The sequence below is a fragment of the Ferrovibrio sp. GW821-FHT12F09 genome (genome assembly GCF_058806775.1).
Genome location: NZ_JBXAPZ010000003.1, coordinates 92,523 through 119,406 on the forward strand (window position 1 = coordinate 92,523; position 26,884 = coordinate 119,406).

19 protein-coding genes are annotated in these 26,884 nt (G+C 63.6%); 16 read left to right on the top strand and 3 right to left on the bottom strand.

Annotated features, from left to right (window positions below):
* Positions 1-421: 421 nt before the first annotated feature.
* The 8 genes from AC1ROB_RS20690 to AC1ROB_RS20725 all read left to right on the top strand — a co-directional run bounded on the left by AC1ROB_RS20690 (position 422) and on the right by AC1ROB_RS20725 (position 16,200).
* On the top strand, positions 422-9,172 hold the full coding sequence (locus AC1ROB_RS20690; RefSeq protein ID WP_492973202.1) for a hypothetical protein: 8,751 nt from the start codon (positions 422-424) through the stop codon (positions 9,170-9,172).
* A gap of 144 nt (positions 9,173-9,316) precedes the next feature.
* Positions 9,317-11,353: an O-linked N-acetylglucosamine transferase, SPINDLY family protein gene (locus tag AC1ROB_RS20695; protein WP_492973201.1), complete on the top strand. Its 2,037-nt coding sequence runs from the start codon at positions 9,317-9,319 to the stop codon at positions 11,351-11,353.
* 53 nt (positions 11,354-11,406) lie between these two features.
* Positions 11,407-11,604 carry a hypothetical protein gene (locus tag AC1ROB_RS20700; RefSeq protein WP_492973200.1) on the top strand — a complete coding sequence of 66 codons (198 nt, stop codon included), beginning with the start codon at positions 11,407-11,409 and terminating at the stop codon, positions 11,602-11,604.
* Between the two features lie 63 nt (positions 11,605-11,667).
* Positions 11,668-12,513, top strand: a complete 846-nt coding sequence (locus AC1ROB_RS20705; protein WP_492973199.1) for an FkbM family methyltransferase — start codon at positions 11,668-11,670, stop codon at positions 12,511-12,513.
* Positions 12,514-12,617: 104 nt separating this feature from the next.
* Positions 12,618-13,004, top strand: a complete 387-nt coding sequence (locus AC1ROB_RS20710; protein WP_492973198.1) for an OsmC family protein — start codon at positions 12,618-12,620, stop codon at positions 13,002-13,004.
* A 3-nt stretch (positions 13,005-13,007) separates the two neighbouring features.
* Complete coding sequence (locus tag AC1ROB_RS20715) at positions 13,008-14,270, top strand: bifunctional alpha/beta hydrolase/OsmC family protein (RefSeq protein ID WP_492973197.1); 1,263 nt, start codon at positions 13,008-13,010, stop codon at positions 14,268-14,270.
* A 114-nt stretch (positions 14,271-14,384) separates the two neighbouring features.
* Entirely contained in the window at positions 14,385-15,059 is a 675-nt protein-coding gene (locus AC1ROB_RS20720; RefSeq protein WP_492973196.1) for a DUF4136 domain-containing protein, read from the top strand.
* Positions 15,060-15,228: 169 nt separating this feature from the next.
* A complete protein-coding gene (locus AC1ROB_RS20725; protein WP_492973195.1) occupies positions 15,229-16,200 on the top strand; it encodes a transcriptional regulator GcvA in 972 nt (323 codons plus the stop codon).
* On the opposite strand, the gene AC1ROB_RS20730 is transcribed toward AC1ROB_RS20725, so the two are convergent.
* Positions 16,189-17,049: a TauD/TfdA dioxygenase family protein gene (locus AC1ROB_RS20730; RefSeq protein ID WP_492973194.1), complete on the bottom strand. Its 861-nt coding sequence runs from the start codon at positions 17,047-17,049 to the stop codon at positions 16,189-16,191. The genes AC1ROB_RS20725 and AC1ROB_RS20730 overlap by 12 nt on opposite strands.
* A 165-nt stretch (positions 17,050-17,214) precedes the next feature.
* Here AC1ROB_RS20730 and AC1ROB_RS20735 point away from each other — a divergent pair, with 165 nt between their 5' ends.
* Genes AC1ROB_RS20735 through AC1ROB_RS20755 form a run of 5 tightly spaced genes read left to right on the top strand, consistent with a single transcriptional unit; the run spans position 17,215 to position 21,876 of the window.
* Positions 17,215-18,222: an ABC transporter substrate-binding protein gene (locus AC1ROB_RS20735; RefSeq protein ID WP_492973193.1), complete on the top strand. Its 1,008-nt coding sequence runs from the start codon at positions 17,215-17,217 to the stop codon at positions 18,220-18,222.
* Positions 18,223-18,226: 4 nt separating this feature from the next.
* Positions 18,227-19,039 (top strand): ABC transporter ATP-binding protein, encoded by an 813-nt coding sequence (locus AC1ROB_RS20740; protein WP_492973192.1) that lies wholly within the window; start codon positions 18,227-18,229, stop codon positions 19,037-19,039.
* Positions 19,032-19,928 carry an ABC transporter permease gene (locus tag AC1ROB_RS20745; protein ID WP_492973191.1) on the top strand — a complete coding sequence of 299 codons (897 nt, stop codon included), beginning with the start codon at positions 19,032-19,034 and terminating at the stop codon, positions 19,926-19,928. Before AC1ROB_RS20740 ends, AC1ROB_RS20745 begins: the two co-directional genes overlap by 8 nt.
* A 16-nt stretch (positions 19,929-19,944) precedes the next feature.
* Entirely contained in the window at positions 19,945-20,826 is an 882-nt protein-coding gene (locus tag AC1ROB_RS20750) for a TauD/TfdA dioxygenase family protein (protein WP_492973190.1), read from the top strand.
* Positions 20,827-20,853: 27 nt separating this feature from the next.
* A complete protein-coding gene (locus AC1ROB_RS20755; protein WP_492973189.1) occupies positions 20,854-21,876 on the top strand; it encodes a sulfate ABC transporter substrate-binding protein in 1,023 nt (340 codons plus the stop codon).
* Positions 21,877-21,994: 118 nt separating this feature from the next.
* Here AC1ROB_RS20755 and AC1ROB_RS20760 read toward each other — a convergent pair whose 3' ends face one another.
* Positions 21,995-22,975: an ABC transporter substrate-binding protein gene (locus tag AC1ROB_RS20760; protein WP_492973188.1), complete on the bottom strand. Its 981-nt coding sequence runs from the start codon at positions 22,973-22,975 to the stop codon at positions 21,995-21,997.
* A 118-nt stretch (positions 22,976-23,093) separates the two neighbouring features.
* On the opposite strand from AC1ROB_RS20760, the gene AC1ROB_RS20765 reads away from it, so the two are divergent.
* Positions 23,094-24,506, top strand: a complete 1,413-nt coding sequence (locus AC1ROB_RS20765; RefSeq protein WP_492973187.1) for an FAD/NAD(P)-binding protein — start codon at positions 23,094-23,096, stop codon at positions 24,504-24,506.
* 3 nt (positions 24,507-24,509) lie between these two features.
* Here AC1ROB_RS20765 and AC1ROB_RS20770 read toward each other — a convergent pair whose 3' ends face one another.
* On the bottom strand, positions 24,510-24,851 hold the full coding sequence (locus AC1ROB_RS20770) for a hypothetical protein (protein WP_492973186.1): 342 nt from the start codon (positions 24,849-24,851) through the stop codon (positions 24,510-24,512).
* 335 nt (positions 24,852-25,186) lie between these two features.
* Here AC1ROB_RS20770 and arfB point away from each other — a divergent pair, with 335 nt between their 5' ends.
* Together arfB and AC1ROB_RS20780 are read left to right on the top strand one after the other, a co-directional pair.
* Complete coding sequence (gene arfB / locus AC1ROB_RS20775) at positions 25,187-25,609, top strand: alternative ribosome rescue aminoacyl-tRNA hydrolase ArfB (protein ID WP_492973185.1); 423 nt, start codon at positions 25,187-25,189, stop codon at positions 25,607-25,609.
* A gap of 99 nt (positions 25,610-25,708) precedes the next feature.
* Positions 25,709-26,812 carry a lipid A deacylase LpxR family protein gene (locus AC1ROB_RS20780; protein ID WP_492973184.1) on the top strand — a complete coding sequence of 368 codons (1,104 nt, stop codon included), beginning with the start codon at positions 25,709-25,711 and terminating at the stop codon, positions 26,810-26,812.
* Positions 26,813-26,884 lie beyond the last annotated feature (72 nt).

Genomic DNA, 26,884 nt, shown 5'->3' on the forward strand with positions numbered 1-26,884 from the left:
CGCCGCAAATCACCCTGTGGACAACTGTAGTTATCCACAGGGCTTAGGCGAGGGCGATGTACAAAAAATATAGCCCAGCCACCCTGATAAACTCCCGCGTGCATGATTTCGCTTGCGTTGACACAACAAACTCACTAATCCTATTCGCGCGTACAGAATGTTATTGCGAACCGCTACAGAAAGTGAGCGACGCCATGAGATACCACGCGAAGCAGCACCATGCTGCGCATTCGCTTTATGACGGCAAATCCGGTCGAATCCGCCTGCCTTTCAGCAGAAGTCGCGATCAGTACCGTTTTTCCTCAGCTTCTTCACAGCCGGACTTGAGCCGCGTCTGCCATTTGGCATCCGACGCGCCGGTTCGCTCGCCCATCACTCAAATTTCAATTCAGCGCTAAGCGCTATCTGGGGGACTTAAATCATGTCTGGTATTTCTCTGCTCAGCACGACCGTTATCGCCAACTTCACCACCACGGCGATCAAAGGTCTCTCCACCACTGACATCCAGTCGCTGAAGAGCACGCAGATTGCGGCCCTCAGCTCGACGGGCATTCAGGCGCTTGAGACCACGCAGGTCGATGCGCTGCTCACCTCGCAGGTCAAGGCGCTCACCGCCACGCAGGTTGGCTACTTCACCTCCGATCAGCTGGTCTTCGATGCGGCGCAGATCGCGGTGTTCAGCTCGGCGCAGCTGCAGGCGCTGAGCAGCACCAACCTCTCGAAGCTCGACACCACCCAGATCCAGGCGCTGGGCTCCAACCAGATCAAGGCGCTGACCACCACGCAGATCGGTGCGCTCGAAACTACCGACATCACCGAATTCACTTCGACCCAGCTGGGCCAGCTCACCACCACGCAGTTCCGCGCGCTGACCACCGACCAGCTCGAACAGCTCACCACCACGCAGGTCGCCGGTCTGCAGTCGACGCACTTCCAGGCGGCGACCACCACCCAGCTGCAGAACCTGAGCACCACTGTCTTCAGCGCGCTGAATGCCGCGCAGGTGAAGGGCTTCAGCACCACGCAGGTAGGCCTGCTTGACACCGACCAGGTGCAGGCGCTCAGCACCAGCGCGATCAAGGGCCTGTACACCACCCAGTTCCGTCAGCTCACCAGCACCAACCTTGCTGCCCTCGACACGACGCAGACGCAGGCGATCACCACGCTGCAGATCCAGTCGCTGACCACGACTCAGATTTCGGGCCTCGACACCACCGACGTGGCCGATTTCACCACCACGCAGGTCAAGGCGCTGCAGACCACCCAGCTTCGCGGCCTGAGCGCAGCGCAGTTGTCGGCCTTCGACACCACGCAGACCCAGGCCCTGGCCGGCACCCAGCTGGCTCAGCTGACCACGACGCAGATCGGCAACCTCGAGACCACCGACATCGAGGAATTCTCCTCGACGCAGCTCGGCGGTCTGACCGCCACGCAGATCGGCTCGTTCAGCACCACCAACCTGAACCAGCTGAGCAGCACGCAGTTCGCCGGCCTGTCGACCACGCAGATCAAGGGCCTGGCCACCACGCAGCTGGCGGCGCTCGACACGACCGAGATCGGCGACTTCACGTCCACGCAGATCAACGCGCTGACGGTCGGCCAGATCAAGCAGCTCAGCACCACGGCACTGGGTGAACTGACCACCACGCAGTCTGCCCGCCTGACCTCCACCCAGCTCGGCGCGCTGACCTCCACGCAGTTCGGCGCCCTCAGCACCACCACGATCGGCAATCTGACCACGACTCAGGTCAAGGGCCTGGTCTCGACCCAGCTCGGCCAGCTCTCCACCGAGCAGGCCACCGAGCTGACCACCACGGCGCTCGGCGCCCTGACTGCCGCGCAGCTCAAGGGTCTGAGCACCACGGCTCTGAACCAGCTGAGCAGCACCCAGGTCCAGACGCTTAACACCACGCAGTTGCAGGGTCTGACGACCACGCAGATCGCGGGTCTTGAGACCACCGATATCGACGACTTCACCTCGACGCAGTTCAGCCTGTTCACCTCGACGCAGATCGGCGCGCTGAACAGCACGAATCTGTCGCAGATGAGCACGACGCAGTTCCAGGCTTTGACTGCGACGCAGCTCAAGGGCCTGAGCACGACGCAGCTCGGTGCGCTGGAAACTGCCGAGATCAATGATTTCAGCAGCACGCAGCTGGGCCAGCTGACCACCACGCAGGTCAAGGCGCTGTCGACCACGGCGCTGGCTGAACTGACGTCCACGCAGCTGGGCGGCCTGACCAGCACGTCGCTTGGCTCGCTGAGCACCACGCAGATCGGCGCCCTGACCTCTACGGCGCTTGCCGGCCTCACTTCGACCGGCATCAAGGGTCTGACCACCGCGCAGGTCGCCAAGCTGAGCTCCGACCAGGTGGCCACGCTGACCACCACCGCACTTGACGGTCTGGTCGCCACGCAGGTTGCCAGCCTGACCACGACGGCGCTGAATGCGCTCGATACCACGCAGGCGCAGTCGCTGGACGCCACGCAGATCAAGGCACTCACGACCACGCAGATCGCGGGTCTTGAGACCACCGATGTGGCCGACCTGACCACCACGCAGCTCGATGCGGTGACCAGCACGCAGCTGAAGGCTCTGAACACCACGAACCTGAACCAGCTGACCTCGACGCAGTTCCAGTCGCTCGACACTACGCAGGTGCAGGGCCTGACCACGACGCAGATCGCGGGTCTCGACACCACCGACATCGACGACTTCTCGTCGACCCAGGTGAGCCAGCTGTCTGCCACGCAGATCGGCGCGCTGAACAGCACCAACCTGAGCCAGCTGAGCACGACGCAGTTCCAGGCGCTGACCTCGACGCAGGTCAAGGGCCTTAGCACGACGCAGCTCGGTGCGCTGGAGACCGCTGAGATCGGTGATTTCAGCTCGACCCAGCTCAGCTATCTGACCACGACGCAGCTCGCCTCGCTGAGCACCACGGCGGTGTCGGAACTGTCGTCCACGCAGGCCAGCGGCCTGAGCAGCGCGCAGCTGGGTGGCCTGACCACCACGGCGGTGGGCGCTCTGAGCACGACCGCGATCACCGGTATCGGCTCGACCGCCATCAAGGGCCTCAGCACAACCCAGATCGGCCAGCTGACCTCCGACCAGACCGCGGCGCTGACTTCTACCGCCATCTCCGGCCTGACCAGCACCCAGATCAAGGGTCTGACCACGACGGCGCTGAACGCCTTCGACACCACGCAGGCGCAGGGTCTGACCACCACGCAGATCGCGGGCCTGAGCACGACTCAGATCGCGGGTCTCGAGACCACTGATGTGGCCGATCTGACCACGACGCAGCTCGGTGCGCTGACCACCACGCAGCTGAAGTCGCTGAGCACCACCAACCTGAACCAGTTGACCAGCACGCAGTTCCAGGCGCTTAACAGCACGCAGCTGCAGGGCCTGACCACGACGCAGATCGCGGGTCTGGACACCACCGACATCGACGACTTCACGTCGACCCAGGTGAGCCAGCTGAGCACGGCACAGGTCGGCGCGCTGAACAGCACCAACCTGAGCCAGTTGAGCACCACGCAGTTCCAGGCGCTGACCTCGACACAGGTCAAGAGCCTGACGACGACGCAGCTTGGTGCTCTGGAAACCGCTGAGGTCAACGACTTCAGCAGCACCCAGCTCGGCCAGTTGTCCACGACGCAGCTGAATGCTCTGTCGACCACGGCGGTGGCTGAACTGTCGTCCACGCAGGTGGGCGGCCTGAGCAGCGCGCAGCTGGGCGGCCTGACCACGACCGCAATCGGCACCATCACCAGCACGGCGATTGCCGGCATCGGCTCGACGGCTATCAAGGGCCTGAGCACCACGCAGATCGGCCAGCTGACCTCCGACCAGTCGGCGGCGCTGACCTCGACGGCAATCTCCGGCCTGACCGCCACGCAGCTTGCCGGCCTGACCACGACGGCGCTGAATGCCTTCGACACCACGCAGGCGCAGGGTCTGACCACCACGCAGATCAAGGGCCTGAGCACGACTCAGATCGCGGGCCTCGAGACCACTGATGTGGCCGACCTGACCACCACGCAGCTCGGTGCGCTGACCACCACGCAGCTGAAGGCTCTGAACACCACCAACCTGAACCAGCTGACCTCGACGCAGTTCCAGTCGCTCAACACCACGCAGGTGCAGAGCCTGACCACGACGCAGATCGCGGGTCTGGATACCACCGACATCGATGACTTCTCGTCGACCCAGGTGAGCCAGCTGTCTGCCACGCAGATCGGCGCGCTGAACAGCACCAACCTGAGCCAGCTGAGCACCACGCAGTTCCAGGCGCTGACCTCGACGCAGGTCAAGGGCCTGAGCACGACGCAGCTCGGCGCGCTGGAGACCGCTGAGATCGGTGATTTCAGCTCGACCCAGATCGGTTACCTGACCACGACGCAGCTGGGCTCGCTGAGCACCACGGCGGTGTCGGAACTGTCGTCCACGCAGGTGGGCGGCCTGAGCAGCACGCAGCTTGGTGGTCTGACCACCACGGCGGTGGGTGCTCTGTCGACCACGGCGATTGCCGGCATCAACTCGACGCAGATCAAGGGCCTGTCGGCCACACAGATCGGTCAGTTGACTTCCGACCAGGCAGCCGCGCTGACCACTACGGCGATCACCGGCCTGACAGGGACGCAGATCGCGGGTCTGACGACCAGCAGCATCAACGCCCTCGACACCACGCAGTCGCAGGCGCTGACCACCACGCAGATCAAGGCATTCACGACCACGCAGATCGCTGGCCTTGAGACCACCGACGTGGCTGATCTGACCACCACGCAGCTCGGCGCGCTGACCACCACGCAGCTCCGCTCGCTGAACAGCACCAACCTGAGCCAGTTGACTTCGACCCAGGCACAGGCGCTGAGTGCCGCACAGCTGCAGGGTCTGACGACCACGCAGATCGTGAACCTGGATACGACTGACATCGACGATTTCTCGTCGACCCAGATCAGCCAGTTCACCAGCACCCAGATCGGCGCTCTGGAGAGCACCGACCTGGCCCAGCTGAGCACCACGCAGTTCCAGGCGCTGAGCACGACGCAGGTCAAGGGCCTCACCACCACCCAGTTGGGTGCGCTGGAGACGGCCGAGATCGGCGACTTCACCAGCACGCAGCTGGGCGCTCTGACCACCACGCAGACGGCGGGTCTGAGCACCACGGCTCTGTCTGAACTGAGCTCGACGCAGGCCAGCGGCCTGGCCTCGACGCAGCTGGGCGCTCTGACCACCACGCTGATCGGCGCTCTGTCGACCACGGCGGTGAGCGGCATCGGCTCGACGGCGATCAAGGGTCTCAACACCACCCAGGTGGGCCAGCTCAGCACCGATCAGGCTGCGGCCCTGACCACGACCGCCATCGGCGGCCTGGTTGCCACGCAGATCGCGGCGCTGACCACCTCGGCGCTGAACGCTCTCGACACCACGCAGTCGCAGGGTCTGACCACCACCCAGGTTAAGGCACTCACGACCACGCAGCTTGCGGGTCTCGAGACCACCGACGTGGCCGATCTGACCACCACGCAGCTGCAGGCGCTGAGCACCACGCAGCTGAAGGCACTGACCACCACCAACCTGAACCAGCTGACCAGCACGCAGGTCAACTCGCTGTCCAGTCTGCAGCTGCAGGGTCTGTCGACCACGCAGATCGCGGGTCTGGACACCACCGACATCGACGACTTCACGTCGACCCAGGTGGGCCAGCTGACGGCCACGCAGATCGGCGCGCTGAACAGCACCAACCTGAGCCAGCTGAGCACCACGCAGTTCCAGGCGCTGACCTCGACGCAGGTCAAGGGCCTGAGCACGACGCAGCTCGGCGCGCTGGAGACCGCTGAGATCGGTGATTTCAGCTCGACCCAGATCGGTTACCTGACCACGACGCAGCTGGGCTCGCTGAGCACCACGGCGGTGTCGGAACTGTCGTCCACGCAGGTGGGCGGCCTGAGCAGCACGCAGCTTGGTGGTCTGACCACCACGGCGGTGGGTGCTCTGTCGACCACGGCGATTGCCGGTATCAACTCGACGCAGATCAAGGGCCTGTCGGCCACACAGATCGGTCAGTTGACTTCCGACCAGGCCGCTGCGCTGACCACCACGGCGATCACCGGCCTGACAGGGACGCAGATCGCGGGTCTGTCGACCAGCAGCATCAACGTCCTCGACACCACGCAGTCGCAGGCGCTGACCACCACGCAGATCAAGGCACTCACGACCACGCAGATCGCTGGCCTTGAGACCACGGACGTGGCTGATCTGACCACCACGCAGTTGGGTGCGCTGAGCACCACGCAGCTGAAGGCTCTGACCACCACCAACCTGAACCAGCTGAGCAGCACCCAGGTCCAGTCGCTGAGCAGCCTGCAGGTGCAGGGTCTGAGCACCACGCAGATTTCGGGTCTGGATACGACTGACGTCGAGGATTTCTCGTCGACCCAGATCGGTCAGTTGACCACCACGCAGATCGGCGCGCTGGAAAGCACCACGGACTTGAGCCAGCTGAGCACCACACAGTTCCAGCAGTTCTCTACGACGCAGGTGAAGGGGCTCACCACCACCCAGCTCGGTTCTCTGGAGACGGCGGAAATCGCCGACTTCACCAGCACCCAGCTGGGCGCTCTGACCACCACCCAGGCGGCTGGTCTGAGCACCACGGCACTGTCTGAACTGACCTCGACGCAGGCCAGCGGCCTGACCGCGGCTCAGCTCGGCGCGCTGACCACGACGCTGATCGGCGCGCTCAGCACGACTGCTGTCAGCGGTATCAGTTCGACGGCGATCAAGGGGCTGAACTCCACCCAGGTGGGCCAGATCAGCACCGATCAGGCGGCTGCCCTGACCACGACCGCCATCGGCGGCCTGGCCAGCACGCAGGTCGCGGCGCTGACCACCTCGGCGCTGAACGCTCTCGACACCACGCAGGCGCAGGGTCTGACGACCACGCAGGTGAAGGGTCTGACGACCACGCAGATTGCGGGTCTTGAGACCACCGACGTGGCCGATCTGACCACCACGCAGCTGCAGGCGCTGAGCACCACGCAGCTGAAGGCTCTGACCACCACCAACCTGAACCAGCTGAGCAGCACCCAGGTCCATTCGCTGGGCAGCCTGCAGCTGCAGGGTCTGAGCACCACGCAGATCGCCGGTCTGGACACCACCGACGTCGACGACTTCACGTCGACCCAGGTGAGCCAGCTGACCAGCACGCAGATCGGCGCGCTGAACAGCACCAACGTGAGCCAGCTCAGCACCACGCAGTTCCAGGCGCTGACGACGGCGCAGGTCAAGGGCCTCACCACCACCCAGCTGGGTGCTCTGGAAACGGCCGAGATCGGTGACTTCAGCAGCACGCAGGTGGGCGCTCTGACGAGCACCCAGCTGAATGCCCTGAGCACCACGGCGGTGGCTGAACTGTCCTCCACGCAGGTGGGCGGCCTGAGCAGCACGCAGCTGGGTCAGTTGACCACGACGCTGATCGGTGCCCTGAGCACCACGGCGATCAGCGGCATCAACTCGACGCAGGTGAAGGGCCTGTCGGCCACACAGATCGGCCAGTTCAGCTCTGACCAGACTGCTGCGCTGACCACGACGGCCATCACCGGCCTGACCACGGCGCAGATCCAGTCGCTGTCGACCAGCAGCATCAACGCCCTCGACACTACGCAGTCGCAGGCGCTGACCACCACGCAGATCAAGGCTCTGACGACCACGCAGATCGCCGACCTTGAGACCACCGACGTGGCTGATCTGACCACCACCCAGATCGGTGCCCTGACGACCACGCAGGTGAAGTCACTGACCAGTACCAACCTGAGCGAGTTGACCTCGACCCAGGCACGGGCGCTAACCAATCTGCAGCTGCAGGCCCTGACGACCACGCAGATCGTCAACCTGGAGACCACCGACATCGACGACTTCACGTCGACGCAGGTGAGCCAGCTGAGCAGTACGCAGATCGGCGCCCTGGAAAGCACCGACCTGGCTCAGCTCGACACCACGCAGTTCCAGGCGCTGACGACGACGCAGGTCAAGGGTCTGACCACCACCCAGTTGGGTGCTCTGACCACGGCCGAGATCGGCGACTTCACCAGCACGCAGCTGGGCGCTCTGACCACCACGCAGGCGGCGGGTCTGAGCACCACGGCGCTGTCTGAACTGACCTCGACCCAGGCCAGTGGCCTGACCGCGGCTCAGTTGGGTCAGTTGAGCACCACGCTGATCAGCGCCCTGAGCACGACCGCCATCAGCGGCATCGGCTCGACGGCGATCAAGGGTCTGACCACCGCCTCGGTGGCCCAGCTCAGCACCGATCAGGCTGCGGCCCTGACCACGACCGCCATCGGCGGCCTGGTTGCGACGCAGGTTGCCGCTCTGACCACTTCGGCGGTCAAGGCGCTCGACACCACGCAGTCGCAGGCTCTGACCACGACGCAGATCAAGGCCCTGACCAGCACGCAGGTCGCTGCCCTTGAGACGACGGATGTGGCCGACCTGACCACGACCCAGATCGGTGCGCTGGCAACCACCCAGCTACAGGCTCTGACGGATGACAATCTGGCTCAGTTCGACACGACGCAGTTCCAGGCCCTGGCTAACACCCAGATCCAGGCCCTGACCACGACCCAGATTGCCAACCTCGACACTACGGACGTCGGCGACTTCTCCTCGACCCAGGTGAGTGCGCTGTCGGCCCTGCAGGTTAAGGCCCTGACGACCACCAACCTGGAACAGCTCAACACCACCCAGGTGGCGGCCCTGAGCGTTCTGCAGATCAAGGCGCTGTCGACGACGCAGGTTGCGGATGTCGGCACCACCTTCATCGCGGAACTGTCCTCGACCCAGGTCAGCCAGCTGACCACCTCGCAAGTCGCGGCCCTGAGCACGACCAACTTCAACCAGTTGAGCTCGACTCAGGTTACCGGCCTGGCCAGTACGCAGATCGCGGCGCTGACCAGCACGCAGATCGGCGCCTTGGATACGACCGATATTGGTGATTTCTCCTCGACCCAGATCACGGCGATCTCCACCACCGCGATCCAGTCCCTGACGACGACCAATATCACCGAGCTGACTTCGACCCAGGCCAATGCCTTTAGCGGGGCCCAGGTCAACGTCCTCAGCCCGGAACAGGTCGAAGCCTGGCTCGAAGCCCTCGGCTAAGAAGCACGCTCGGGGAGGCAGGATATCAGCAATGATGGTCTTGCCTCCCTGAACAGCTTCACGTAGTGATGCTGCAGGGGGCGCACCCCACCATCGGCCCGGAGTCGCCCTCCGGAAGGCCGGCGGAAGAGGGACGGGGTTGAAATGAGCGAATCTTTCGAGAGTCTGATCGCCCGACTGGCGAGTCAGCCGTTTTCCATTACCGAAGCCGTCGGTGCGGCCGGTGCGTTACAGGCCGCTGGCGAAATCGACCGTGCCGCCACCCTGTACAAGCTATGGCTGCGCTGCAATCCGACCGACCCGCTGCGCTATGTGGTGCAGTTCAATCTCGGCACCATCCTGAGCAATCATAACGATTTGCCAGGGGCCCTGACGGCTTTCGAAGACGCGATCACCGCCAATCAGGATTTCTATCCGGCCTATATTAATATCGGCAACGTGCTGGAGCGGCTCGGCCGTGTCGGCGATGCCATCGGCCGCTGGAACACCATCACCCAGCGCCTGGCGACTATCACGGCTCCCAGCATCGAGCACAAGGCGACCGCCTACAAGCAGATCGGGCGTGTGCTCGAATCGAACCTGCAGCATGCCGCCGCCGAGGATGTGCTGAAGCAGGGCCTGAGCCTCAATCCTTCGCAGGTGGATGTGGCGCAGCATTATATGTCGCTGCGCATGATCCAGTGCAAATGGCCGATCGTCGAACCGTGGGAAGGGGTCACCCGCAAGGATCTGCTCAAAGGCTTTAGCCCGTTATCGCTCGGCGCCTATTCCGACGATCCGATCTTCCAGCTTTCGGCGGCACAGAATTACAACCGCACCATCGCCGATCCGCCGGCGGGCAGCGCCTATCTGTGGCAGAGCACGCCGCGCCAGCCGTCCAAGCGTCTGCGCATCGGGTATCTCTCGTCTGATCTGCGCGAGCATGCCATCGGCTTCCTGATGTCGGAGTTGTTCGAACTGCACAACCGCGAGGATGTCGAAGTCTTTGCGTATTACTGCGGTATCCCGGGCGAAGATCCCACCAAGATCCGCATCAAGGCCGCCGTCGAACACTGGGTCGACATCACCGGGATGGATGACCTCGGTGCAGCAAAGCGCATCGCCGCCGACAATATCGATGTTCTGGTTGACGTGAACGGCTATACGCGCGACGCCCGCACCAAGGTGCTGACGTATCGTCCAGCGCCGGTGATCGTGAACTGGCTCGGCTTCCCCGGCACCATGGGTAGTCCGTACCACCAGTATGTGATCGCCGACGAGTGGATCATCCCGAAGGACTACGAAATCTATTACACGGAAAAAGTCCTGCGCCTGCCGTGCTATCAGCCGACCGACCGCAAGCGTGTCATTGCGCCGGAAAAGCCGAGCCGCGCGGAATTCGGCCTGCCAGACGATGCCGTGGTCTTCTGCTGCTTCAATGGCAGCCACAAGTTCTCGCGCTTCACCTTCGACCGCTGGCTGCGCATCCTGCATGGCGTGCCGGGCAGTGTACTGTGGCTGCTGGGGTCGTCCGACCTTGTGCACGACCGCCTCAAGGCCTATGCGACCGAAAAAGGCATCGCACCGGAGCGCATCATCTTCGCCGGCAAGATGCCGAACCCGAAGCATCTGGCGCGTTACCCGTTGGCCGATCTGTTCCTCGATACCTTCCCCTATGGCGCCCATACGACGGCGTCGGATGCGCTGTGGATGGGCGTGCCGGTGCTCACCTTCTCGGGCCGCGGCTTCGCGTCGCGTGTCTGCGGCAGCCTGGTGCGCGCTGCCAACCTGCCGGAGCTGGTGGTCGAGACGCCGGAAGCCTTCGTGCAGAAGGCGATCGAACTTGGCAATGACCGCAAGGCCATGCAGGCTTATCGCGAGAAACTGGCGGCAACGCGCGATTCCTCGGTGCTGTTCGACATGAACGGCCTGGTGAAGAATCTGGAAGGTCTGTATCGCCAGATGATGAAGGATTTCGAGGACGGCAATATGCCGAAGCCGGATCTGGCCAATATGGATGTCTACCGCGACCTGGCGGTCGAGGAAGACCACGAAGCCCGTGAAATGCTGGCCATCGAGGACTTCAACGGCTTTTACCAGGAGAAGCTGGCGGCACGGCACAAGTTCCGGCCGGTGCCCGAAGACCGCCGCCTGTGGACGGCGAAGGTCATCAAGGCCGCGGAAAAGAAATACGCGCGCTGAGGCGCTGGACTGCCCGGGCCGGCAACGGCCGAACCGGGCAGGGAGGAAGGGTGATGAACGACGTCGAGGGCGGTAGCGGTCTGGATGCCGAAAAGACGGCCGGCCTGCTGTTCAATTTCCATGGTCAGCGCGCGCTGCGGATTGCCGCCAATCGGGCCACCAAGCTAGCCGAGGATGGCGACAGGGGCGGGGCCATAGAGTGGCTGCGCATCTCCGAAGCCGTCAAGAAAATCATCCAGCCTGGTAACTGATCCTTCAGACAGATCGCTTAACCAGATTTGGCGCGCCGTCCGGCCAGACCAGAAGGATTCTCCATGAACCAGACCGATTCCTTCCGAGCCCTTACCGGGGCCAACGTGCGTGTCAAAATCGTTGATATCGGCGCCAACCCGATCGACGGCGATCCGCCCTACGCCAAGCTGCTCAATAGCGGCATTGCCGATATTGTCGGTTTCGAGCCCAATCCTGAGGCTCTGGCCAAGCTGAACGAACAGAAGGGCCCGACCGAGACCTATCTGCCCCATGCGGTGGGCGACGGCCGCCGGCATACCCTGCATATCTGCCAGGCGCCGGGCATGACCTCGCTGCTGACCCCCAATCCCACCGTGCTGAATATGTTCCACGGCTTCCCCGACTGGGGGAAGGTGATGTCGACCCTCGAGATCGACACCCTGCGGCTGGACGACATTGCCGAAACCGTGGGCATCGATCTGGTTAAGATCGATGTGCAGGGTGCCGAGCTGATGGTGTTCAAGAACGCGACCGACCGCCTGTCGAATGCACTGGTGATCCAGACCGAAGTCGAATTCCTGCCGCTCTATATCGATCAGCCGCTGTTCGGCGATGTCGATGTCTTCCTGCGCAGCCAGGGCTATGTCTTCCACCGGTTCTTCCCCACCGTCAGCCGTGTGCTGGCGCCGATGATGGTCGATAACAGCATTTATGCCGGCATGAGCCAGACCGTATGGGCCGATGCCATTTTTGTGCGCGACTACACCAAGCTGGAACGGCTGAGTGATCGCCAGCTGCTGGCCATGTCGGCCATCCTGCACGATTGCTACCAGTCCTATGACCTGGTGCTGAAACTGCTGCTGGAGCATGACCGCCGCACCGGCGGCAAGCTCGGCTCGTCCTATCTGGGCCTGTTGCAGCAGCCCTGATCCGGCCACACCCGGCTGCGGCCGGGATTGGCGCATCGCTGCGATGCTTCTAGACTGCAAGCGGCCGGATGGATTCCGGCCGGTGCAGTGTGAAGGAGATCGCCATGGCCCGCGCCCAAGCCACCATCGGTGCCACCCGTTATGCCGTCAGCATCAAGGCCGGCCATCATGCCGTGGTTGCTGACGAAGGGCCAAAACTCGGCGGGATGGATGTCGGCCCGGCACCCTACGAGCTGCTGCTGGCGGCTCTCGGCGCCTGCACGGCCATCACCCTGAAAATGTATGCCGAGCGTAAGGAATGGGACCTGCAGGCGGCCCATGTGGCGCTGCTCTATACCCGCGAGAACGATCAGGCCCGCATTGAGCGCACACTCACCTTCGAAGGCGGCCTGGACGATGCACAGAAGGCACGGCTGGCCGATATTGCCGAACGCACGCCGGTGACGCTGACGCTGAAATCCGGCACCGCCATTCACACTAGGCTGGGCTGAACCATGCAGAGCCGCGCTTTCGATTTCACCGGCGCCCAGGGGCAGAAACTGTCCGGCCGCCTGGAACTTCCCGACGGGCCGGTCAAGACCTATGCGCTGTTTGCGCACTGCTTCACCTGTACGAAGAAATCCATTGCCGCCGTGCGCATCACGCGGGCACTGGCGGCGCGCGGGATCGGTGTACTGCGCTACGACTTCACCGGACTGGGTGAAAGCGGCGGCGACTTTGCCGACAGCACCTTCAGTGCCGATGTGCAGGATATCGTGGCCGCGGGGCGGATCATGGCCGAAGCCGGATTCCCGCCACAGCTGCTGATCGGTCACAGCCTGGGTGGTGCAGCAGTGCTGGCGGCCGCGCAGGATATGCCCGGCATTGTAGCCGTGGCCACGCTCGCCGCACCGTTCGATGTGGAACATGCCACCGGCCAGTTCGGTGCTTCGCTGCAGGAAATCATCGAGAAGGGTGAGGCCAGGGTCGATCTCGGCGGCCGCCCTTTCACGGTGCGCAAGTCGATGATCGATGACCTGCATAACCATGACCAGGCCGCACGCATTGGAAAATTGCACAAGGCGCTGCTGGTGTTGCACGCGCCGCAGGATCTGGTGGTCGGCATCAACAACGCCACCTCGATCTTCACGGCAGCCAGGCATCCGAAAAGCTTCGTCTCGCTGGACAGCGCCGATCATCTGCTGACCCGTCCCGCCGATGCGGATTACGCAGCCGAAGTGATCACGGCCTGGGCCTCGCGCTATGTCACCGGCCAGGCCGTGGCAGCTGACGCGCCACCGGCGGACACAGGCGAAGGCGTGGTGGTGGAGGAAACGCGCGCCGGCAAATACCAGGTTGCCGTGCGTGCACCCGGCAGCACCTTCTTTGCCGACGAGCCGGTGGCCGCCGGCGGTATGGGCACCGGCCCGTCACCCTACGATCTGGTCGCGGCCGGCCTGGGGGCCTGCACGGCGATGACGCTGCGCATGTATGCCGATCTGAAGGGCCTGCCGCTCGGGCGCGTGCGTGTGGCGGTTGCCCATGCCAAGGACAAAGATCGCAAGCCTGCCGATGTGTTTTCGCGCCGCATCAGCTTTGAAGGAATACTGAGTGCCGAGCAGAAGGCAAAGCTGATGGAAATCGCCGATCGCTGCCCGGTACATCACACGCTGGAGGCGGGGGCCTCCGTGCAGACCGAGGCGGGCGAACCGCCGGCGCCGGCCGGCCCGGTGGCCGAGCATGTACAGGACATGAAAGAGACCTGCGAGAACTGCTGAACTTTCCGCGGCTTTTCTCCCGTATAGGACTGCAGGAATTCCAAATGCTAAAATCTGTGGCTGCGTAAAAACGGTTGCGCTATCCTTTTTGCCTCGACGGGTGAGGGGGAATCGATGCGTTACGTCCGGGGTGTTGTGCTGGCAATGCTGGCGCTCGTTGTCAGTGCTTGCCGGTTTCAGGCCGATGTGAACCGTTTTCCGTCCACGACTCTGCCGCAGGATCTGGGTGGGAAGACATTCGCCTTCATGCCGCTGGACAGCCAGCGCGGCAGTGTCGAATACGAAAACCACGCCGCCCTGATCGCCGGTTACCTGGAGAAACAGGGCTGGCGACGTATCACCGACATCCGGACCGCCGATTACATGGTCGCCTTCTCCTACGGCCAGTCCGATGGCCGCCAGGTGAATACAGAAATCCCGGTTTGGGGCCAGACCGGCGGCGGCACCAGCACCACCTACGGCACCGCGAACGCCTATAACCCCAGCACCCTCAATTCCGCTTACGGCAACTATTCCAGCACCACCTACACCACGCCGACCTATGGCGTCGTCGGCAGCCACACGATCAGCAAGACCCACTATACCCGTTACCTGGACACCCAGATTTACGACTGGAAGCGTTCGATCGTTGAAAACAAGCTGGTCGGTGTCTGGGAGGCCAAGGCGACCAGCGTGGGCGAGAGCAGCAGCTTTGCTGTTGTCTCGAAATGCATGGTGCGGGCGGTGTTTGCCGATTTCCGGAAAAGTGGATCCGAACGGGTTGTGCTGCAACAGGCTGAGTGTCAGTAAAAGAATTTATATAAATCAATATATTACGTTAACTACATGATCCTTCACGCTATCTTTGCGCAAGCATAATAAACACTAAATATATGTTTATTATAATATTTCACGATAGACATTCATAAAATAAATCTGATTATATCGTATCAATGTGAAATTAGAGTCGGAGTGCGCCATGCTGCGCCAAGTCCTCCCTGTGAATGGCAAGAGCCGTCCGCCTGCTGCCGCCATCCTGTCGCCGCGGCAGGCCAAGAAGCGTCTGCCGCCGCTGATGTCGCTGCGTACCTTCGAGGTGGTGGCGCGGCATCTCAGCCTGATCAAGGCCGCCGACGAGCTCTGCGTCACGCCGGCGGCGGTCAGCCACCAGATCCGCACGCTGGAAGCTCATCTCGGCCTGTCGCTGTTCCGCCGCAACGGCCGCAGCATCATCCTCACCGATGCCGGGCAGGCCTGCCTGCCGGGTATCCGCGACGGCTTCGAACGCCTGAGCGATGCGATCAGCCAGTTGGAGACCCTGGGCGAGGGCGGGGTGATCACCGTCAGCGTCGCGCCGTCCTTTGCAGTAAAATGGCTGGTGCCACGGCTGGATCGTTTCCAGGAGAAATTCCCCACCGTTGACGTGCGGGTCGCCGCCTCGAACCAGCTGGCCAATTTCGCCAATGACAATGTCGATGTCGCGATCCGTTACGGTTCGGGCCGTTATCCCGATCTGGAGGTCGAGCGCCTGCTGCCGGAAGCGATCTTCCCGGTCGCCAGCCCCGAGCTGGCAGCACGGCTGAAGTCACCGGCCGACCTGCAGCAGGTGACCCTGGTGCATGACGACAGTCCTGATGACGATCAGTCCTGCCCGAGCTGGCAGATGTGGCTGCGCGCGGCTGGTTTCAGCGATGTCGACTGGAATCGCGGCCCGCGCTTCACGCAATCCAGCCTCGTGCTGGAAGCGGCGCTGCATGGCAAGGGCGTAGCGCTCGCCAAGGCGACGCTGGCGGAGGCCGATCTCAAGAGCGGCCGCCTGGTGCGCCTGTTCGGCGATCAGACGCCGATCGACTTCGCCTATTACATCGTCGGGCCGCAGCGCAAGCTGAAGCTGCCTAAGGTGGCGGCTTTCATCGACTGGCTGCGCGACGAAGTGGCCTTACGCGACTGAAGCAAAGGGCTCCCAGTGCGGATGCAGCGCGCGGATCTGTGTACGGTGCAGCCGCCGGCGCGCCGCCGGATCGAAGGCGTCGCGCCGATGCATGACGGCGACGTTGTTCCACAGCAGCAGGTCGCCGGGCTGCCAGCGATGACGCAGCACGAACCGCTCCTGCCGCGCATGGGTCCACAGCTCGTCGAGCAGTGCATGGCCCGCCGTGGTATCGAGGTCGCTGACCTGGCGGTTCAGGGTACGGCCGAGGAACAGGGCCTGCCGGCCGGTTAACGGATCGCTGTTGACGATGGGATGCCAGGTGCCGGCACCGGCCTTGGTGTTGGTCCGCGCGGTGCCGGCGCTGGTATAGCCGGCATCGTGGAAGATGCGATGGCGCGCAATCGTGGTTTTCAGGCCGAGCGGCAGCGCCTCATAGGCACCGAGCAGATCGAGGAACCAGGTATCGCCGCTGCCGTCCTGCGGCAGTTCGCGGGCGAGGAGCGCGCAGGCCACCGGCGGATCGCTCACATAGGTCATGTCGCTGTGCCAGGCGAGTTCGCCATCGCCAAGGCCGCCGAGCGGCTTGCCCTCGCGTTTGATGTTCGACACCACCGCGATTTCGGCGAAGCCGTCGAGGCTGGACTTCTCGGTATCGAAATTAGGGGCGGGGTCGAGGCGGCCCAGCGTGCGGCTGAACTGCAGCAGGTCGCTGTCGCTTACATGCGTCTGGTCGCGGATGACCACCACGCGGGCCTGTCGCCAGGCATCGACCACGCGGCCCAGCAGGCGCTCGCTGGGCTGGGCCAGATCAAGGCCGCGGATTTCCGCGCCAAAACTGTCGCCCAGCGGGCGGATATCGAGAACCATGAGCCAAACCTCCTGCGAACAGCGTCAGCCTGCAGTTTCACGCGCTCCGGTGTGAAAATCACGCAAATAAATGTATATCATGATTCAAGAACGTTTGCATTTGTGAAATTGGAGCTGCGCCTTATTCCTCATGGTCAGACCTGTGTCCGCCCAGAAGGAAAAAACATGCGCCTGTCCCGTCTCGCCCTTGCCCTCGGCCTTGCCGCGGTTCTTGGTTCCACCGCCCCGGCGCAGGCCGAAACGAACGAGGTGCGCATCGCGCAGCAGTTCGGCATCGGCTACCTGCCGCAGATCATCGTCCGCAACCAGAAACTGATCGAGAAACACACCGTGGCGCTCGGCCTGCCGGCGGCAAAGGTCACCTGGGCGCGGCTCTCGGGTGGTGCGGCGAGCAATGATGCGCTGCTCTCGGGCAGCCTGGACTATGCCGCTGCCGGCATCGCCCCGGTGCTGGTGCTGTGGGACAAGACCCGCGGCAACCTGGATGTGCAGGCGGTCGGCGCGCTCGATGCCTCGGCGGCCTTCCTCAACACCAGCAATCCCAATGTGAAGACCGTCAAGGACTTCACCGAAAAGGATCGCATTGCCGTCGCCGCCGTGCGAGCCTCGATTCAGTCGCTGTGGCTGCAGATCGCCGCCGAGGCGGCCTGGGGCCCGGGCCAGCATAACAGGCTCGATACGCTCACCGTGACGCTGCCGCATCCGGAAGCCACCGCCGCACTGCTCTCGGGCAAGTCCGAAATCACCGCCCATTTCGGCACGCCGCCGTTCAACTTCCTGCAGCTTGAGAATCCGAAGATCCATCGCGTGACGACCTCCTGGGATATCCTCGGCGGCCCGAGCAGCGTCAACCTGCTCTACACCACCGGCAAGTTCCGCAAGGAGAATCCGAAAACCTACCAGGCGGTGTTCAACGCCTTCGAGGAAGCCTTCGCCATCATCAACCGCGATCCGAAGGAAGCCGCGCGCATCTTCGTCGAGGAAGAGAAGGGCAGCTACACCGTCGACGGGATCGAAAAGATTCTGAAGGACCCCTCGGTCAAGCTGAGCTGGGCGCCGCTCAACACCCAGAAGGTGGCGGACTTTCTGCACCGCACCGGCGCGATCAAGAATAAGCCGGCCTCCTGGAAGGACTACTTCTTCCCCGAGATTCATCCGCAGACCGGGAGCTGAGTGGATGAGCCCGGCCAGCATCGCCCGCCTGCCATCGCCACTGCTGTCGGCGCGTGGCGTGACCCTGCAGTACAAAACCACCGACCGTCTGGTCACGGCGGTTCAGCGGGCCAGTTTCGACGTGCATGAAGCCGACCGCTTCGTGCTGCTGGGGCCGTCGGGCTGCGGCAAGTCAACGCTGCTCAAGTCCATCGCCGGTTTCCTGGCGCCGGTCGAGGGCGAAATCCTGCTGGAGGGCCAGACCGTGCGCAAACCTGGCCCGGACCGCGTGATGGTGTTCCAGGAATTCGACCAGTTGCTGCCCTGGAAGACCGTACGCGAGAATGTGGTTTTTCCGCTGACCGAGAACCGCGTGCCGCGCAACCAGGCGATCGAGAAGGCCGATCACCTGTTGGAGAAGGTCGGGCTCTACAAATTCCGCGATGCCTATCCGCATACATTGTCGGGCGGCATGAAACAGCGCGTAGCGATTGCCCGCGCCATGGCGCTGGAACCCAAGGTGCTGCTAATGGACGAGCCGTTTGCAGCGCTCGACGCGCTGACCCGGCGCAAGATGCAGGACGAGCTGCTGCGGCTGTGGGAAGACGTTCGGTTCACCCTGTTGTTCGTCACCCACTCCATCGAGGAAGCCATCATCGTCGGCAGCCGCATCCTGTTGCTGTCACCGCATCCCGGCCGCGTGCGCGCCGAACTGAACGTGCCGCAGAACCATGGCCCGGCCGGTGGCGAGGCGCAGACCGTGCTCGGCCGCCGCATCCACCATCTGCTGTTCGGCGATACGCCCGTTCATACCGAAGAGGTGCGGGCCCATGGCTGACGGTATCGTGCTGCATCCGGCTCATCAGACTCTGGCCGAACGGCCGGAATTCATCCGTCCGGTCGAGGCCGCCTTCGGCGATGTCGAGGTGGAGCGCAAGCTCAGTGTGCCTGAGCGTATCTTCCGCATCGATGCGGTGCGTCAGGTCTCGCTGCTGCTGATCCTCGCCGCCATCTGGCAGGTCTATGCCGCATGGCTGAACAACCCGCTGATCATCCCGACCTTCCGCGATTCCATCGTGGCGCTGTGGGACGGCTTCGTAACCGGGCCGCTGCTGATCCGCGCCTGGACCTCGATCAAGCTGCTGCTGGCCGGCTATCTCGCCGGCATCGCGGTCGCCACCGTGCTGACTCTGCTGGCGATTTCCAACCGGATCGGCACCGATCTGCTCAACCTGCTCACCGCTATGTTCAACCCGCTGCCGGCCATCGCGCTGCTGCCGCTGGCATTGCTGTGGTTCGGCCTGGGCGAAAAAAGCCTGATCTTCGTGCTGATCCATGCCGTGCTGTGGCCACTGGCGCTCAATGCCTATAGCGGCTTCCAGGGCGTCAGCGAGACACTGCGGCTGGCGGGACAGAGCTTCGGCCTGCGCGGCCCGCGTTACGCCTTCAAGATTCTGATCCCGGCGGCATTCCCGGCCATCCTCACTGGCCTGAAAATCGGCTGGGCCTTCGCCTGGCGTACGCTGATCGCCGCCGAACTGGTCTTCGGCGTCAGCTCGGGCTCGGGCGGCCTGGGCTGGTTCATCTTCGAAAACCGTAACCAGCTTGAGATCGCCAATGTTTTTGCAGGCCTCCTGACCGTTATTGGAATTGGCCTGCTGGTCGAAAGCATCATCTTCCGCAGCCTCGAGCGCATCACCGTGCGCCGCTGGGGCATGCAGCGCTAACAGGGAGGAGAGACCCATGGGTATCGCGCAAACCAAACCCGACTTCGCCTATCGCCGCTTCGACGCGCCGCTGGGCGGCGAGATCGTCGGCCTTGACCTGTCGCGTCCGCTCAGCGAGGAGACCTTCCGCGCGGTGCGCGACAGCTTCCTCGATGCCACGGTACTGGTCTTCCGCGGCCAGCAGGACCTGACGCCGGAACAGCAGATCGCCTTCAGCCGCCGCTTCAACGAGCTGCAGATTCATGTGCTGAAGGAATTCCATCTGCCCGGCCATCCGGAAATCCTGGTGGTCTCCAATGTGGTGGACGAGACCGGCCGCAAGATCGGTCTGGGCGATGCCGGCCGCTACTGGCATTCCGATCTCTCCTATGTGGCCGAACCCAGCCTTGGGTCCATGCTGCATGCGCAGGAGCTGCCGCAGGACGGCAGCGGCGACACGCTGTTCGCCAATATGTATCTGGCCTATGAAACGTTGCCACAGGAGATCAAGCAGCGCATCGTCGGGCGCCGGGCGGTGCATTCCTACACGCTGAAATACGATGCATTGCGGGCCATTTCCAATGCCCGTAACGCGCTGAGCGACGAGCAGAAGCGCCAGGTGCCGCCCAGCATCCATCCGGTGGTGCGCACCCATCCGGAAACCGGCCGCAAGGCGCTGTTCGTGAGCGAAGGCTTCACCGGCTCCATCGAAGGCCTGTCCGAGGGCGAGAGCGAGGAGCTGCTGAAGTTCCTGTTCGCCCATTCCACCCAACCGGCTTTCGTCTATCGCCACCAGTGGCAGCCGGGCGACATGGTGTTCTGGGACAACCGCGCCACCGTGCATCTGGCCACCGGCGCCGGGCCGGGCCAGCGCCGCACGCTCTACCGCACCACCATCAAAGGCGATGTGCCTCGTTAAATCAGACAACAGAAAAGGGGAAATCCTATGCGTCGACAGTTTCTGAAAACCACCCTGGCGGCAGCGGCCGTCAGCCTGGTGCTGCCCATGATGACATCCGGGGCAGTGCGGGCCCAGGACCTGACATTGCTCAACGTGTCGTATGACCCGACGCGCGAGCTGTATCAGGATGTGAATGCGGCCTTCTCAAAGAAGTGGGAAGCCGACAACAAGCAGAAACTCAACATCCGCGCCAGCCATGGCGGTTCGGGCAAGCAGGCGCGCTCGGTGATCGACGGCCTGGAATCCGATGTGGTGACCCTGGCGCTGGCCTCCGATATCGACGAGATCGCCGAATTCGGCTTGCTGTCGAAGGACTGGCAGAAGAAGCTGCCGGACAATGCGTCGCCCTATACCTCGACCATCGTCTTCCTGGTGCGCAAAGGTAACCCGAAGAACATCCGGGACTGGGATGACCTGATCAAGTCCGATGTCAAGGTGATCACGCCGAACCCGAAGACCTCGGGCGGCGCGCGCTGGAACTACCTGGCCGCGTGGGGCTATGCCGCCCGCAAGACCGGCAGCGAGGAAGAGGGCAAGAAGTTCGTGCAGGCGCTGTTCAAGAATGTGCCGGTGCTGGATACCGGCGCGCGCGGCAGCACCATCACCTTCGTGCAGCGCAATTTGGGCGACGTGCTGCTGGCCTGGGAGAATGAGGCCTTCCTGGCGATCAACGAGTTGGGCAAGGACAAGTTCGACATCGTGGTGCCCAGCGTCTCGATCCTGGCCGAACCGCCGGTGGCGGTGGTCGACAAGGTGGTCGACAAGCGCGGCACCCGCAAGGTGGCCGAGGCTTACCTGAACTTCCTCTACACCAGGGAAGGCCAGGAGATTTCGGCCAAGCATTACTACCGCCCGCGCAATACGGAAGTGGCGGCCAAGTATGCCGACACCTTCCCGAAGCTGACGCTGTTCACCATCGACCAGCAGTTCGGCGGCTGGGCCAAGACCCAGAAGGCGCATTTCGGCGATGGCGGCGTCTTCGACCAGATCTACAAGCCGGGCAGCTGATCCCGCAGACCTTCGCGCGTCATCCGGGCGTATTCCCACCCTCCGGCCCGGGTGACAGACGAAAAGGGGCCGGTCGCAAGACCGGCCCCATCTTTTTGTCCGCCGCTTTTACTGGGGCTCAACTGCCCGGCTGGCTGTGGATTTCCGGGAAGAACAGGTCCTTCCAGACCGGCTTGGCCTGGATGCTGCCGATACGGTTCATGAAGTCGGAAAACTTCTCCACATTCTGCGGGGCGGTCGTGAAGATGATATCCTTGTCGGCCAGGATGGTTTCGATGAAGTCTTCCGACAGTTTGGAATTGTCCAGCTTGTTGAAGATCTGCGCCGACTCCCTGCGGTTCGCCCTGATGAAAGCCGTGGCTTCCTCCACCGCAGCCAGTACGGCCTGATAGGTCTTGGGATTGTCGCTGCGGAATTTCGATGTGGTCCAGATCGCGCTGAACGACGCCGGTCCGTTGGTGATCTCGTAACTGCTCAGCACCTTGTGCACTTTCGAGTCCTGCAGCTGCTGATACTGGAAGGGCGGGCTGGTGAAATGCGCGGTGATCTCGGTGCGGCCGGTGAGCAGCGCCGCAGTGCCATCGGGATGCGCCAGCGATACGGTCAGGCCGTCCAGCTTGTTCTGCTGGCCCGGACCGAAAGTCTGTTCAGCGGCCATCTGCAGCAGGATGGCCTGCAGCGACAGCTTCACGGTCGGCAGGGCGATGCGGTCCTTTTCGGTGAAATCACGGATCGATTTCACATTGGGATTGATCGTGTTCAGGAAGGCCGGTTGCGAATTGAGCGCGGCCACGGCTTTCACCTGGACATTGCTGCGCGTCTTGTCCCACAGGATGATGAAGGGCGTCACGCCGGCGGCACCGTAATCCACGGAACCGGAAAGCAAGGCGTCGTTGATCGCGCCGGGATTGCCGATGGCTTTGTAGCTGGTCTTCAATCCCTTCAGGCCGAGCTTCTCTGCCTGTTTTTCCACCAAGCCTTTCTCCTGCATGACATAAAGCTGCAAATACCCCAGACCGAGATTGCGGGCGAACCGCACTTCGGAAACTTCCGCGGCCATGGCGGGCAGGGCGGCAACGGCAACGAGGGCCGTGGCCAAAAGACTTGTTTTCAGGGGCGTCAGCACAGACAATTCTCCATTGGATGATGTGTGAAGACGGGAACGGTAGGCCGCGCCGCGGCGTTGGAGAATTTACTTTTCCTATCGCGAGGATTTAGTGACGATTGCGACGCAACCGAATGCAGCCGCCAGCCGCCGCATCGCCATCATCGGCGGAGGATTGAGCGGTGGCGCCATGCTCTGCGCGCTGCTGGAAAGCGGCGTCGCCTGCGAGGTCGTCGTCTTCGAACCGGCTGCCGAGATCGGTCCGGGCCTCGCCTATGGCGCGGCCGCGCCCTGGCATCTGCTCAACGTCGTGGCCTCGCGCGCCAGTCTGGTGGAAGACGATCCCGATCATCTCTGGCGCTGGGCGCAGCGGCATGGGCCCGCCCTCGGCTGGCCCGAGACCGCGGACTGCACGGCCGCCAGCTATCTGCCGCGCAGTCTCTACGGCCGCTATATCGTCGCCCATATCAATGCGGTCATGGCGCGCAGTTCCGTGGCGGTCGTGCATCGCCGTACGGCGGTGACCGGCATTGCACACCGGCACGGCGGGCTGCCGCGCAGTAATCTGGTCGTGCAGTCTGCCGATGGCTCATCCGAGATATTCGACGACGTCATCCTGGCCGTCGGGGCACGCGAGGCTGCGGCGCCGGCCATCGAGGGATTGGCCAGCGTGCCGCTGATCGCCGATCCCTGGCAGCTCGATCGCCTGCGCGGTATCGCACCCGAGGCTGCCGTGCTGATCCTCGGCTCGGCGCTCACCATGGCCGATACCGTGCTGTCCCTGCAGCACCTGGGTCATCGCGGGCCGCTGCATGTGCTGTCGCGCCGCGGTCTGGTGCCGGAAGCCCGCCGCGAAGCGCCGGCCCTGCCTTGCGGCGTGGATGCGGGATCCACCGGCTTGCCGCTCAGTGCCCTGCTGCATCGTCTGCGTGACGCCATCGCGGCGGAAGCGCCGGAACACTGGCAGCGCGTGTTCGAGGGTCTGCGGCCGTTCAGCAACGATCTGTGGATCGCGCTGCCCGATGTGGCCAAGCGCCGGTTCCAGCGTCATCTGCGCGCCTTCTGGGATGCACATCGCTTCCGCATGCCGCCGAGTACGGCGGTGCTGCTGCAGCAACTGGCCGCTGCCGGACGCCTGCAGTTTCACAAAGGGCGGGCGCTGCGTATTGTCCGGAACACGGTGACCTGGCGGCCGCGTGGCCGGAACATGGAGCAGACTCTGCAGGCCGATGTGGTGATTGACTGCACCGGGCCGCGCCGTACGCCATGGGACTGGAAGGCGCAACTGATCGACCGGCTGCTGGCGCAGGGCCTGCTGGCACAGCATTCCACCGGCATCGGGCTTGCGGCCGATGTGCAGGGCCGGGCGCAGGACCAGGCCGGCCGGGCTGTCGCGGGCCTGTTCCTGCTCGGGCCGCCCATGCGCGGGGTGCTGCTGGAATGCTCGGCGATCACCGATATCCGCCGCCAGTCGACCCAGGTGGCAGCGCTGCTCAGCCGCCACGTGCTGCAACCGACGGGTTAGGGATTACGCCAGCCGGTGCGGCGTGGGGTCGCCGCGTTCGGCGATCAGCTGCCTGCGCGCCTCGGCGGCGCAGCGCTCGAAAGCCTGCATCACCTCATTGGCAGCGACGCCGGCACGTCCGGCCAGATCGACCAGGTCGCGCACCAGCCGGTGATCGTCATGTTCGGCAATGCGGCTGGCGATCAGCGGCGGGTCGATGCCGGCAATGCCGGGCAGGCGGTCACGCAGCCATTCGGCCAGCAGCCGGATGCGGCGCCCGCGCAGGTGAAAGTCGAAATCATCCGGTCGGCCGGAGCCCATCTCCGGCTTGGGCGGCGGGGCGTCGTGAGGGTCGAAACTCGTCATGGCGCTGACATACGGCAGAGCCGGTCTGGATGGCAGGTTTGCAGCCTGCGGCACGGCAGCGCAGCAGCCAGTTGTCAGGCCGGTCGATTGTTGCTATAATGTTCTCATAAAATGCAGGGTGGAGCAATCATAAAATTGGCCGGATAAGGCGGAATAAGCGCCGGATAACACCGAATAAGACGAAATAAGCTCGAATAAGGAGGCAATAGCGGTCGAATAAGACTCGAATAAGAAGAAATAAGCCTGCCTGAAGCACTGGTAGCCGTGCCGGCAAACCACACCTGAACGGACCGCTGCGCTGGGCAAGGCCGGGCCGGACGGTTAGCCTGCCGCCCATGATTCGCGTCACCCATCGCATCAGCCTCGACCCGCGCGAGATCGAGACCACCTTCATCCGTGCTTCCGGTCCCGGCGGCCAGAATGTCAACAAGGTCTCGACCGCCGTGCAATTGCGCTTCGACGTGCGCAATTCGCCCGGCCTACCTGAGGACGTACGTATGCGGCTGGAAAAGCTGGCCGGCAGCCGGCTGACCAATGACGGGGTGCTGATCCTGATCGCCCAGCAGCACCGCAGCCAGGACCGCAACCGGGCCGATGCGCTCGACCGGCTGCTCGGCCTGATCCGCGAGGCCGCCATCGTGCCGAAGGCGCGGCGGCCGACCCGGCCGACGCTCGGCTCGAAGAAGCGCCGGCTGGAATCCAAGGGCAAGCGTTCGACGGTCAAGGACCTGCGGCGCAGCAAACCGGGCTTCGATTGATGGTAACGAACCATGTCCTGCCGCGTTCATGCCATAATCGCCCGGCAAGAGGGGCGGGCCTGCCGCTTTTCCCAGTCACTCAGCCGCGTTGTTTTCCCTATGACAGATCGCCGACCTTTCCTGCTGCTGGCCGCCGGCCTTGCCGTTTGTGCTGCGCCCATTGCTGCTCTGGCGCAGGAGATGGCCCAGGCGCCGGTGCAGCAGGAGGCGCAGCCGATGCCGCCGCCGCCCTCGGCGCAGCAGGCCCCGGAACTGCCCGCCGTGCAGCCGGAAAAGCCCAAGCCGCCCGAACCCGGCATCTTCAGCCTGGTGGTGGAGAACGACCTCTTCTATGAAACCGACCGGCGCTACACCAGCGGTGTGCGCGCCAGCTACATGACGCCGAAAGGCGAGGAGCCGGCCTGGCTGCGCGAGGCCGCAGTGCAGGTGCCGATGTTCGGCTGGCACAGCGACATCCGCGTCGAATACGCCATCGGCCAGAACATGTACACCGCCACCGACAAGCTGCAGCGCAATCCGCCGCAGGGCGACCGGCCCTATGCCGGCTGGCTTTACGGCTCGGTCGGTCTGGTGGCGCGCACCAACAACGTGCTGGATCAGATGCTGGTCAGCATCGGCATGGTCGGTCCGGCATCCGGCGCCCATGAGACGCAGGATTTCATCCATTCCATTGTCGACTCTCCTGAAGCGCAGGGCTGGGATACCCAGCTCAAGAACGAGCCGACCCTGCAACTGACCTATCAGCGCAGCTGGCAGTCGCCGGAATTCAAATTGCCGGCTGACTTCGCCATCGATGCGACGCCGCATGCGGGTGCCGCACTGGGCAACGTCTACACCTATGCCAATACCGGTGCGATGTTGCGCTTCGGCCAGAATCTGCCGACTGATTTCGGCCCGCCGCGCGTGCAGCCCAGCCTGCCGGGCTCTGGTTATTTCGAGCGCGCGCCGGGCGGTTTCGGCTGGTATCTGTTCGCCGGCGTTGACGGCCGCGCGGTGGCGCGCAACATCTTCCTGGATGGCAATACCTTCACCAACAGCCGCAGTGTGGAGAAGGAGAATTTCGTCGGCGATGCCCAGTTCGGCCTCGCTGTGGTGATCGAGGGTGTGCGTCTCGCCTATACCCATGTGCTGCGCACGCGCGAATATGTCGGCCAGGATGCCAGCGACCAGTTCGGCGCTTTCTCAATGTCGGTGAAATTCTAGGCAAAACCCCGGTGCGGCTCGCGGCCTTGTGAGCCGATAGCGCTTGCCTGACGCAGCGTTTTACGGGATTTT